This window comes from Dactylosporangium sp. CA-152071 (assembly GCF_050936335.1).
Lineage (GTDB): Bacteria > Actinomycetota > Actinomycetes > Mycobacteriales > Micromonosporaceae > Dactylosporangium > Dactylosporangium maewongense.
This window is the reverse complement of sequence record NZ_JBNJMZ010000002.1, coordinates 26,157-39,185: the sequence shown is the minus strand read 5'-3', so window position 1 is coordinate 39,185 and position 13,029 is coordinate 26,157. Positions and strand designations below refer to the sequence as shown.

The 13,029-nt window shown below is 73.0% G+C and carries 1 protein-coding gene (cut by both window edges); it reads right to left on the bottom strand.

This entire window lies inside a single protein-coding gene on the bottom strand: locus ACQEVZ_RS40365, encoding a non-ribosomal peptide synthase/polyketide synthase. The 31,290-nt coding sequence extends 992 nt beyond the window's left edge and 17,269 nt beyond its right edge, so the window shows coding positions 17,270-30,298, spanning codon 5,757 (partial) through codon 10,100 (partial); reading right to left, the first codon wholly in view occupies positions 13,025-13,027. Both codon boundaries (start and stop) fall beyond the window edges.

The window sequence follows — 13,029 nt, the reverse complement described above, 5'->3', positions numbered from 1 at the left end:
CCTCACCGCCGACGACCAGGACCTTGGCGGTCGGGCCGGTCAGCAGCTCGCTCAGCATCGGCAGGTGCGCGGGGACGACCTTCAGCACGTCGAACCCGCCGGAACCGTTGACCACGTCCGCCAGACCCTCCGCGCCGCCGTCGACGCTGGCCACCACCCGCGACCCAGCGATCAACGGCACGATCACACTCGTCACCGTCAGATCGAACGCCAGCGAGGAGTGCAACACCGCACCCTGACCGGCCGGACCGTACTCCACCGCCGCCCACTGCGCATAGTTCGTCAGACCGCCGTGGGTGACCGCCACACCCTTCGGCGTGCCGGTCGAACCGGACGTGTAGATGACATACGCGAGATGATCCGGCAGCACCGCCACATTCAACGGATCCGGCGACTGCCGGGCGATGCGCGGGTCGTCGACCGCGACAGTCCGCACCCTGCCCGCCGGCAGCTCATCCAGGTCATCCTCCAGACCCAGCAGCACCGCGGCCTTCGCATCGGCAAGCATGAACGCGACCCGCTCCGCCGGATAGGCCAGGTCGACCGGCAGGTACGCACCGCCCGCCTTCCACACCGCCAGCAACGCCACCACCATGTCGATGCCACGCGGCAGATACAGGCCGACGACCGAGTCAGGCCCCACCCCCGCACCAGCCAGGTAGCGGGCGAGACGGTTCGCGCGAGCATCGAGGTCCACATAGGACACCTCCACGCCGTCACACACCACCGCCACCGCATCCGGCGTCCGCGCCACCCGCTCCGCGAACAACGCCGGGACCAGGTCGGCCCGCAGCGGCTGGGACGTGTCGTTCCAGTCGGCGAGGACCCGGTCGAGGTGTGCCGCGTCGAGGACCGGCACCGCCGACAGCGGGGTCGTCGACCCGTCGCTCAGGTCCGATTCGAGGGCCTCGACGAGACCGGCGACCGCGGTGAAGATCATGCTCACGACCGCGTCCGGGTCGATCGGGGCCACCGCGTCGACGAGCAGGCCGAAGCTCTCGTCGTCGTCATCGACGGCCACGGACAGCGGGTAGTTGGTCCTCTCCCGGACATACACCTGCCGCACGTCGGCGGTCGTGTCGTTGTCGTCACCTGCGGCAGTGTCGGTCTCCGGCGCCGTCCGGTCGAGCGTGTTGTGTCGATAGTTGAACAGCGAGTTGAACAGTGCCGTCTTCGCCGGCACGCCGCTCGCCCGCTGGGCCAGCGCCAACGGCGCGTGCTCGTGTTCGAGGAGACCGGCGAGCTGCCCGCGCATCGCGGCGACGGCGGCGACCACGTTCAGATCGCCGGTCCGCACCCGCACCGGCAGGGAGTTGATGAACAGGCCGGGGACCCGGTCGGCGCCGGCGCCGGCGTTCATCCGGCCGAAGAGCAGCGTGCCGAAGACCACGTCCTCGCGGGCCGCGACGACGGCGAGGACCCGCGAGAACGCCACGTGGATGACGGTCGCGGGGCTGGCGCCGAGCCGCCGGGACACTTCCCGCAGCCGCACCCCGAGGGCGTCGTCCATGCGGCCGAACCCGCTGGTGACACCGGATCCGTCGCCGCGGACCGCGTTGATGCCGAAGGCGGCGGTCGGCTCGTCGACCCCGGCGAGCAGGTCGCGGAAGAACCGCTCGTGCTCCTCCGCGCCGAGCCCGGACCGGGCCTGGGCAACGAAGTCGCGGAACGGCAGCGGCGCGGTCAGCTCGCCGGTCCGCCCGGTCAGGATCGCCCGGACCTCGTTGTAGACGACCTCGACCGCCGTGTGGTCCTGCACCAGGTGGTGGATGCGGACCATCGCCAGCCACCTGCCGCCGTCGAGGGCGGCGACGTGCACGTCGATCAGCGGGGCCCGGCCGAGGTCCATCGACAGGCCGACCACGGACAGCAACTCCTGGGCGTCGGTGGCCCCGTCGACCTGGGTCACCGGCAGCGCCGCCGTCCGCCACACGACCTGCACCGGCTCGCGCAGCCCGGCCCACACAACGGAGGTGCGGAAGATGTCGTGCCTGTCGACGACCTGCTGCAGCGCGGCGACGAAGTTGTCGAGGCTGCCACGGTCGGGCAGTTCGAAGATGCGTGGCACGGCGTAGACGTCGTCGCCGCCGTCCGCCAGGAGGTGGTGGAAGAGCATGCCCTCCTGCAGCGGGGCGAGCGGGTAGATGTCGGCGACGTTCGCCGCGCCGCCGTCGACGGTGCCGACGACCGCCTGCACCTCGTCGCCGGTGAGCTCGACGAGCGGCAGCATGTCCGGGGTGATCTCCTGCGCGCCGTCCGGGATCCGGTTGGGCAGCACGTCGACGGTCACCCGTCCGGCGACGGCGGCCAGCCGGGCCGGGGTCGGCGCCTCGAACAGCGTCCGGACCGACACGGTGACGCCCCGCACCCGCAGCCACTCGACGAGCCGGACGACGAGGAGCGAGTGGCCGCCGAGGGCGAAGAAGTCGTCGTCGACTCCGACGGCGTCGAGGCCGAGCAGTTCCGCGAACGCCTGGCAGAGCAGCTCCTCGCGGACGTTCGCCGGGCCGCGCCCGGTCCCGGCCGCGAACTCCGGCGCGGGCAGCGCCTTGCGGTCGAGCTTGCCGTTCGTGGTCAGTGGCAGCTGGTCCAGGACGACGATGGCCGACGGCACCATGTACTCCGGCAGCCGGGACGCGGCGTGCTCCCGCAGCCCGCCGACCGCGCCGACGACGTACGCGACGAGCCGGTCGTCGCGAAGCACGACCGCGGACTGCTCGACGTCAGGGTGCGCGGCCAGGACCGCCTGGATCTCGCCGGGCTCGATCCGGAACCCACGGACCTTCACCTGCTCGTCCGCCCGGCCCAGGTAGACGACGTCGCCGTCGGCGGACCAGCGGACCACATCGCCGGTGCGGTACAGCCGCTCCCCGCTGCCGTACGGGTCGGCGACGAACCGCTCGCCGGTCAGGCCGGGCCGACCCGCGTAGCCGCGGGCGATCTGGACACCCGCCAGGTACAACTCGCCGGCGACACCTACCGGCACCGGGGCCAGGCGGTCGTCCAGGACGTAGACGCGCGTGTTGAACACCGGCTTGCCGATCGGCACCACCGGCGACGCGTCCGGCAGGACCTCGAACTCGGTGACGTCGACGGACGCCTCGGTCGGGCCGTACAGGTTGAACAGGCCGACGCCCGGCAGCACCTCGAAGAACCGGTCCCGGACCGCGGTGCCCAGAGCCTCACCGGAGCAGACGACCCGCCGCAACCCGGTGCACGCGGCCGCTTCAGAGGCCGCGAGGAACGCGTCCAGCATCGACGGGACGAAGTGGACAGTGTCGACACCGGCGGTGCGGATCAGGTCAGCGATGTACGACGGGTCGCGGTGACCGCCCGGCTTCGCGATCACCATCGTCGCGCCCTGGATCAGCGGCCAGAACAGCTCCCAGACAGAGACGTCGAACCCGAACGGCGTCTTGTGCAACACCCTGTCCCCGTGCGCAAGCCCAAACCGGGACTGCATCCACACCAGGCGGTTGACGATGCCCTCGTGCGGAACGACGACGCCCTTGGGCAGACCTGTGGACCCGGACGTGTAGATGACGTACGCAGCCTGAGCGGGCAGCACCTCGACACCCGGATCGGTGTCCGCATACCCTTCTGCGTCGACGTTTGTCAATACGATAGCGGCGCCCTGGCTCATGTACGCGACCCGCTCGGCAGGCAGATCCGGATCGATCGGCAGGTACGCGCCACCGGCCTTCACCACTGCCAGCAACGCCACCACCAGGTCCACCCCACGCGGCATCCGCACACCGACCACGGCATCCGCACACACACCCTCGGCGATCAACCGATGCGCCAGACGATTCGCGCGGCGGTCCAGCTCCGCGTACGACACCGACGAACCCTCGAACTCCAGCGCCAGGGCGTCCGGGGTCCGCGCGACCTGCGCCGCGAACAGCGAGGGCAGCGTTGCCGCCGGCACGTCCGTGGCGGTGTCGTTCCACCGGTGGAGCACGACGTCCAGGTCCGCCGCGTCGAGGACGCCAATGGAGGCCAGTAGCGCCGGTGTGCCGGCCTCGAGCGCCGGGATGAGGTGGCCGACGGCCGTCTCCAGCATCGCGGCGACCGCCCGCGGGTCGATCGGGCCGACCGCGTCGACGGTCACGCCGAAGCCGGTCCCGTCGTCCTCGATCGACACCGTCAGCGGGTAGTTGGTGCTCTCCCGGGAGGACACCGTCCTGACGCCGTCGAACCCGCCGGCCGTTTCGCCGTCCACCGGTCCGGTGGCGCTGTTGTGCCGGTAATTGAGCAGCGTGGCGAACAGGGGCTGGTCGCCGGGGACGGCGCTGACCCGCTGGGCGAGGGCGAGCGGGGCGTGCTCGTGTTCGAGGAGCCCGGCGAGCTGCCGGCGCATCGCGTCGACCGCCGCCGTGACATCCAGCCCACCGGTGCGGACCCGCACCGGCAGCGTGTTCATGAACAGGCCCGGCACCCGGTCAGCGCCGGCGCCCGCGTTCATCCGCCCGAACAGCACCGTGCCGAACACGACGTCGTCACGACCGGACACCACCGCGAGCACCCGCGACCACGCCACGTGCATCAACGTCGCCGGGCTCACCCCGAGCCGCCGCGCCGCCTCCCGCAGCCGGGCCGCCACGGCGTCGTCGAGCACGGTGCCGGCGCGGACGAGTCCGGAGCCGTCGCCGCGGACGTCGCTGACCCCGAACGCCGCCGTCGGCTCCTCGACACCCGCCAGGAGGTCACGGAAGTACACCTCGTGCCGCCCGTCCGCGAGGCCGGCCCGCGACTGGGCGACGAAGTCCCGGAACGGCAACGGATCCGGCAGCTCGTCGGCCCGCCCGGCGAGGACCGCGTCGATCTCACCGATCACCACATCGAGCGCCGTGTGGTCCTGCGCGAGGTGGTGCACGCGCAGCAGACCCAGCCAGGGTCCGGCGTCGGTCCGCGTGACGTGCAGGTCCAGCAGCGGCGCCCGACCCAGGTCCATCGTCAGGCCGACGGCCGCCAGCAGCTCGTCAGCGCCCGTGGTGCCCTCGACCTCGGTCACCCGCAGCGTCGCGGCGCGCCAGACGACCTGCACCGGCTCCGGCAGCCCGGCCCACACGACGGAGGTGCGGAACACGTCGTGCCGGTCGATCACGTGCTGCAGCGCCCCGGCGAACGCGTCGAGACGCTCGCGACCGTCGAACTCGAGGACGAACGACGTGACGTACACGTCGGCGCCACCGTCGGCGAGCAGGTGATGGAACAGGATGCCCTGCTGCAGCGGCGCGAGCGGGTAGATGTCCGCCACGTTCGCCGCGCCGCCGTCGACGGTGCCGACGACCGCCTGGACCTCGGCCTCGGTCAGCTCGACCAGCGGCAGCATGTCCGGGGTGATGTCCTGGGCGCCCGCCGGGATCAGGTTCGCCGGGACGTCGACCGTCACGCCACCCGAGGCGGCGGCCAGACCGGCCGGGGACGGCGTGAGGAACAGTGCCTTCACCGACACCGACACACCCCGCACCCGCAGCCACTCCACCAGCCGCACGGCGAGCAGGGAGTGCCCGCCGAGGGCGAAGAAGTCGTCGTCGACCCCGACGCCGGCGACGCCGAGGACCTCGGCGAACGCCTGGCACAGCAGCTCCTCGCGAACGTTCGCGGGGCCGCGCCCCGACCCGGCCGCGAACTCCGCCGCGGGCAGCGCGCGGCGGTCCAGCTTCCCGTTCGCCGTCAGCGGCAGCGCGTCGAGCACGACGAACGCGGCCGGCACCATGTACTCCGGCAGCCGCTCCGCGGCGAACTCCCGCAACCCGTCCACCGAACCCACCACATACGCGACAAGCCGCTGCTCCACCGTCGCCACAACCGCGACCTGCTCCACCCGCGAATGCACGGCCAGAACCGCCTGGATCTCACCCGGCTCGATCCGGAACCCACGCACCTTCACCTGCTCGTCGGCGCGGCGCACGTAGACGAGGTCGCCGGCCGCCGACCAGCGGACGACGTCACCGGTCCGGTACAGCCGTCCGGACCCGAACGGGTTGGCGACGAACCGTTCCGCGGTCAGCCCGGCCCGGCCGGCGTATCCGCGGGCCAGTCCGGACCCGGCGATGTACAGCTCCCCGGCCACGCCGGTCGGCGCCGGCTGGAGCCGGTCGTCGAGCACATACACCTGCGTGTTGGAGATGGGGCGGCCGATGTGCGGCGGCTGCCCGGCGGTGAGGGGTTCCGACATGGTCGCGGCCACGGTCGCCTCGGTCGGCCCGTACGGGTTGACGAACCGCCGCCCGGGCGCCCACCGGTCGAGCAGGTCGGCGCTCAGCGCCTCGCCGCCGGTCACGAGGTTCGTGACGGACGGCAGGTCGTCCGGGGCGAGGACGCCGAGGACGGCGGGCGGCAGCCACGCGAACGTCACGTCGTGCCGGGCGATCACCTCGGCGAGGCCGGCGCCGGGCAGGAGCCCCCGGGTGGGGGCGACGACGAGGCAGGCGCCGGAGCTGAGCGCGAGGAGCAGCTCCCAGGTGGCGGCGTCGAAGCCGACGGACGCGAACTGCAGGGCGCGGTCGCCTTCGCCGAGATCGAACCGCTGGGCCGTGGTGGCGACGAGGTTGACCGCGCCGCCGTGCGTGACGACGACGCCCTTCGGCGTGCCGGTCGACCCCGACGTGTAGATGACGTATGCCGCGTGCTCCGGCAGCACCTGGGCACTGAGGTCTCCGGCGGTCGCCGTCTCATGGACGCTTACGACCGGCAGGTCGAACGCGCGGTCCGACACCACGAGCCGCGCTCCGGCGTCGGCGAGCATGAACGCGATCCGCTCCGCCGGCAGCTCCGGATCGACCGGCAGGTACGCGCCGCCAGCCTTCCACACCGCCAGCAACGCCACCACCAGGTCCACACCGCGGTCCACACACACCGCGACCACCGACTCCGGCCCCACACCTCTGCCGGCGAGGACCCTCGCGAGGCCGGCCGCCCGCGCGTCAAGCTCCGCGTACGACACGGACACTCCGTCACCCAGCACCGCCGGGGCATCCGGCGTCCGCGCCACCTGCGCCGCCAGCATCGCCGGAACTGTCCCGGCGGCCACCTCGGCCGCGGTGTCGTTCCACTCCACCAGCAGTCGCCGGCGCTCGCCGGTACCGAGGACGTCCACATCGGACAGTCGCACCGCAGGGTCCGCGAGGACGGCGTCCAGAACCCGCACCCAGCGCTCGGCCATGTCGACGACGGTGGCGGGGTCGAACAGGTCCGCGGACCCGGTGAACGTGCCACGAAGGCCCGCCGACGTCTCCGCCATGACGACTTCCAGGTCGAACTTCGCCGCCGAGGTCGCTTCGACCTCGAGGGCTCCGGCCGCCGGGCCAGACCCACCGACCGCGACGCCGGGCAGGTCGAGGACCGCATCGCCGGTGTTCTGCACCGTCAGCATCACCTGGAACAGCGGGTGCCTGGCCAGGGACCGGACCGGCGCCAGCTCCTCCACGAGGCGTTCGAACGGCACGTCCTGGTGCTCGAACCCGGCGAGGGCCGTCTCCCGGACCCGGGCGAGCAGCTCAGCGAACGTCGGGTCCCCGGACAGGTCCGTCCGCATCACCAGGGTGTTGACGAAGAACCCGACCAGGTCGTCGAGCGTCTGGTCGGTGCGGCCGGCCGTCGCCGCGCCGATCGGGATGTCGGTGCCCGCGCCGAGCTTCGACAGCAGCACACCGAGGCCGGCCTGCAGCAGCATGAAGACGGTGACGCCCTCCGCCTGGGCGACCTGCGCCAGGCGGGCGTGCAGGCCCGCGGGCAGTTCCAGGGGGACGACGTGCCCGTGGTGGCCGGCGACGGCCGGCCGCTGCCGGTCCGCCGGCAGGGCCAGGTCTTCGGGTGCGCCGTCGAGGGCCTGCCGCCAGTACGCGACCTGCCGCGAGATGAGGCTGTCCGGGTCGGCCTCGTCGCCGAGGAGCTCCCGCTGCCACAGGGTGTAGTCGGCGTACTGCACGGGCAGCGGCTGCCACGCCGGTGCCTGCCCGGCGAGCCGGGCCTGGTAGGCCGCCGACAGGTCCGCGGCGAGGGGCTCCATCGACCAGGCGTCGCCGGCGATGTGGTGGACGACCACGACGAGGACGTGTTCGCCGGTGCCGTCGCCGAACAGCCAGGCCCGGATCGGCACGTCGGTGGCCAGGTCGAACGTGGTGCGGGTAGCCGCGTCGACGGCTCCGGCGAGGTCCGCCGGTGGCACCTCGGCGACGTGCAGCCGCCAGTCGAGGTCGCCGGCGGGGACGACGAGCTGGGCCGGCTGCCCGTCGGCGGTCGGGAACACGGTGCGCAGCACCTCGTGACGGCCGATCACGTCCCGCAGTGCCGCGTCGAGCGCGGCCGGGTCGACAGCGCCGGCGAGGCCGAGCACCATCGGGATGTTGTACAGCGGGCTGGGCCCCTCGATGCGGCCGATGAACCAGAGGCGCTGCTGCGCGTAGGACAGCGGCAGCCGCTCCGGCCTGGTCCGCGCCGTCAGGGCCGGCCGGGCTCGTTCGGCCCCGGACACTCTGGCCGCCAGCCCGGCCGGGGTGGGGGCGTCGAACAGTGCCCGCAGCGGCAACTCCGCACCGAAGACGGCCCGGATGCGACTGACGAGGCGGACGGCGAGGAGCGAGTGCCCGCCGAGGGCGAAGAAGTCGTCGTCGACGCCGACGGTGTCGACGCCGAGCACCTCGGCGAAGGCGAGGCACAGCAGCTCCTCCTGCACGCTGACCGGGCCACGCCCGCTGCCGGCGTTCGCGGCGAAGTCCGGCGCCGGAAGCGCCCTGCGGTCCAGCTTGCCGTTGACGGTCAGCGGCAGCGCGTCGAGGGTCACGAACGCCGACGGCACCATGTACTCCGGCAGCCGGGACGCGGCGTGCTCCCGCAGCCCGTCGGCGGCGCCGACGACGTAGGCGACGAGCCGCTGGTCTCCGGTCGCGACCACCGCGACCTGCTCGACGTCGGGATGCGCGGCCAGGACCGCCTGGATCTCCCCCAGCTCGATCCGGAACCCACGGATCTTCACCTGGTCGTCCGCCCGGCCCAGGTAGACCAGGTCGCCCTCGTCGGACCAGCGGACCACGTCACCGGTGCGGTACAGCCGCTCGCCATCGCTGAACGGGTCGGCGACGAAGCGCTCGCCCGTCAACCCCGGCCGGCTGACATAGCCGCGGGCCAGTTGGACACCGGCCAGGTACAACTCACCGGCGACGCCGGCCGGCACAGGCGCCAGGCGATCGTCGAGGACGTACACGCGGGTGTTGAACACCGGCTTACCGATGGGCACGACGGGTGCTGCGCCAGGCCGGACCTCGAACTCGGTGACGTCCACGGATGCCTCCGTCGGGCCGTACAGGTTGAACAGGCCAACAGTCGGCAGCACCTCGAAGAACCGGTCCCGGGCCGCGGCGCCCAGAGCTTCACCGGAGCACACGACCCGCCGCAGCCCGGTGCACTCGCCGGATCCGGGGGCGGCGAGGAACGCGTCCAGCATCGACGGGACGAAGTGAACGGTGTCCACCCGCGCGTCACTGATCAGGCCTGCGATGTAGGACGGGTCACGGTGGCCGCCGGGCTTCGCGATCACCATCGTCGCGCCCTGGATCAGGGGCCAGAACAGTTCCCAGACGGAGACGTCGAACCCGAACGGCGTCTTGTGGAGCACACGGTCGCTCTCGGCCAGCCCGAACCTGGACTGCATCCAGACCAGGCGGTTCACGATCCCCTCGTGCGGTACGACAACGCCCTTGGGCAGACCCGTGGAACCGGATGTGTAGATCACGTACGCCGCATGACCCGGCAGCACCCGCACACCCGGATCCGTCTCCGGCCAACCCTCAGCCGAGACGTCGGTCAATACACACACCGCGCCCGCGTCCGCCGCCATGAACGCACTACGATCCACCGACAGCTCCGGATCGATCGGCAGATACGCACCACCGGCCTTCACCACCGCCAGCACCGCCACCACCATGTCCACGCCACGCGGAAGACGCACCCCGACGACGGAGTCCGCCCGCACACCCTCAGCGACCAGCCGGTGCGCCAACCGGTTCGACCGCGCATCCAGCTCCTGGTAGGAAACCGTCACGCCCTCGAACACCAGCGCCGGCATGGACGGGGTCCGGCGCACCTGCGCCGCGAACAACGCAGGCAGCGTCCCCGGCGGCACCTCCGCCGCGGTGTCGTTCCAGTCCCGCAGCACCCGGTCCAGCTCGGCCGTGCCCAGCACGCCGAGCTCCGACAGCAGCATCCGGTCGCCGCCGCGTTCGAGGGCGGGGACGAGGCCGGCGACGACGGTGTGCAGCATGTCCGCGACCGCCGCCGGGTCGATCGGCCCGACCGCGTCGACGGTCAGGCCGAACCAGTCGCCGTCGTCCTCGATCGAGACCGTGATCGGGTAGTTGGTGCTCTCCCGCGAGTACACCGCCTCGACACCCTCGAACCCGTCGCCGCCCGTGCCGGCGTCACCGGCGCGCGTGCCACCGGAGCCGTTGTGCCGGTAGTTGAACAGGGTCGTGAACAGCGGCTGGTCGCCGGGGACGGCGCTGACCCGCTGCGCCAGGGCAAGGGGGGCGTGCTCGTGTTCGAGGAGCCCGGCGAGCTGCCGGCGCATCGCGTCGACGGCGGCCGTGACGTGCAGGTCGCCGGTGCGGACCCGCACCGGCAGCGTGTTCATGAACAGGCCGGGGACCCGGTCCGATCCGGCGCCGCCGTTGATCCGGCCGAGCAGGACGGTGCCGAAGACGACGTCGTCGCGGCCGGAGACGACGGCGAGGACCCTGGACCAGGCGACGTGCAGCACGGTCGCCGGGCTGACGCCGAGCCCGCGGGCGACCTCACGGAGCCGCCGGCCGAGGGTGGTGTCCAGGCCGACGCCGGCCCGGACGACGCCGGAGCCGTCGCCGCGGACGTCGCTGACGCCGAAGGCGGCCGTCGGCTCGTCGACGCCGTCGAGGAGGTCGCGGAAGAACGCCTCGTGGCCACCGTCGGCGAGCCCGGCGCGGGCCTGCGCGACGAAGGTGCGGAACGGCAGCGGCGCCGGCAGGGTGTCGGCGCGGCCGAGCAGCACCGCCTCGATCTCCTCGAGGACGACGGCGACGGCCGTGTGGTCCTGGACGAGGTGGTGCATCCGCAGCAGGCCCAGCCACTGACCGTCGACGGCCGGGGCGACGTGCAGGTCCAGCAGCGGGGCCCGGCCGAGGTCCATCGCCTGGCCGACAGCGGACAGCAGCTCCTCCTCGCCGGCGATCCCTTCGACCTCGGTCACGGACAGCGTCGCGGATCGCCACACGACCTGGACCGGTTCGCGCAGCCCTTCCCAGACCACCGACGTCCGGTACACGTCGTGCCGGTCGATGACGTGCTGGAACGCGTCGGCGAACGCGTCGAGGCGGCCCCGGTCGGCGAACCGCAGGACGTAGGTGGTGACGTAGGCGTCGGTGCCGCCACCGGCGAGGAGGTGGTGGAACAGGATCCCTTCCTGCAGCGGCGCGAGGGGGTAGATGTCGGCGATGTTCGCCGCGCCGCCGTCGACGGTGCCGGCGACGGTGTCGATCTCCGCCTGGGTCAGCTCGACCAGGGGCAGCAGGTCGGGGGTGATCGCCTGCGCGCCGGCGGGGATCAGGTTCGCCGGCACGTGGACCGCGGCGGGGCCGGCGACCGCGGCCAGCCCGGCCGGGGTCGGGGCCTCGAACAGGGCCCGCGCCGACACCGACACGCCCCGCACCCGGAGCCACTCGACCAGCTGCACGGCGAGCAGGGAGTGCCCGCCGAGGGCGAAGAAGTCGTCGTCGACGCCGACGTCGGTGAGGCCGAGGATCTCGGCGAACGCCTGGCAGAGCAGCTCTTCCCGGACGTCGGCGGGGCCGCGGCCGGTGCCGGCGGCCGACGCGAAGTCCGGTGCCGGCAGCGCGGCGCGGTCCAGCTTCCCGTTCGCCGTCAGCGGCAGCGCGTCGAGGACGACGACGGCCGACGGCACCATGTACTCCGGCAGCCGTTCAGCGGCGAACTCCCGCAGCCCGTCACCCGCGCCGACGACGTAGGCGACGAGGCGCCGGTCGCCGGGCTCGTCCTCCCGGGCGATCACCGCGACCCGGGCCACCCCTGGGTGCGCCGCGAGGACCGCCTCGACCTCGCCGGGCTCGATCCGGAACCCGCGGATCTTCACCTGGTCGTCGGCCCGGCCGACGAACACCAGGTCGCCGCCGGTGGTCCAGCGGACCACGTCGCCGGTCCGGTAGAGCCGCTCACCGCGGCCGGACGGGTCCGCGACGAACCGGGTCGCGGTCAGGGCGGGCCGCCGCACGTAGCCGCGGGCGAGCCCGGACCCGGCGACGTACAGTTCGCCGGCGACACCCGCCGGCACCGGCGACAGCCGCTCGTCCAGCACGTACACGCGGGTGTTCACGACCGGCCTGCCGATCGCGACCTGCCCGGCGGCCGGGTCGCAGCGCCACAGCGTGGCGTCGACGGTCGTCTCGGTCGGGCCGTAGGAGTTGAACATCCGGTGCCCGGCCGCCCACCGCGACATGACCTCCGGCGGGCATGCCTCGCCGGCCACGACGACCGTCACGTCCGGCCCGATCGACGACGGGTCCAGCAGGGCGAGGACGGCCGGCGGCAGCGTCACGAACGTCACCGCCTCGGCCGCCAGCAGCCCGGTCAGCGCCGCACCGAGCCGCTGCCCGGACGGGATGACCACCAGCGCCGCGCCTTGCAGCAGCGCCATGCACCATTCCCAGCCGAACGTGTCGAAGCTCGCCGACGCGAACTGCCCGACCCGGTCGCCGGGGCGCACCCCGAGCAGCCGCGCGTGCCCGGCCGCGAAGCTCGCGAACCCGGCGTGCGACACCAGCACACCCTTCGGCGTGCCGGTCGACCCGGACGTGTAGATCACGTAGGCGGGATGCTGTGGTGTCAGCGTCGCCGGTACGGCGGGAGCGGGCTCGACGGCCGGCAGCGAGCGCTCGTCCAGCACCACCACCGGCGCGCCGGCGTCCCGGACGACGGCTGCGGTGTCCGCGGCGGCGAGGACCACCACGGGGGCGGCGTCGGCCACCATGAACGCGA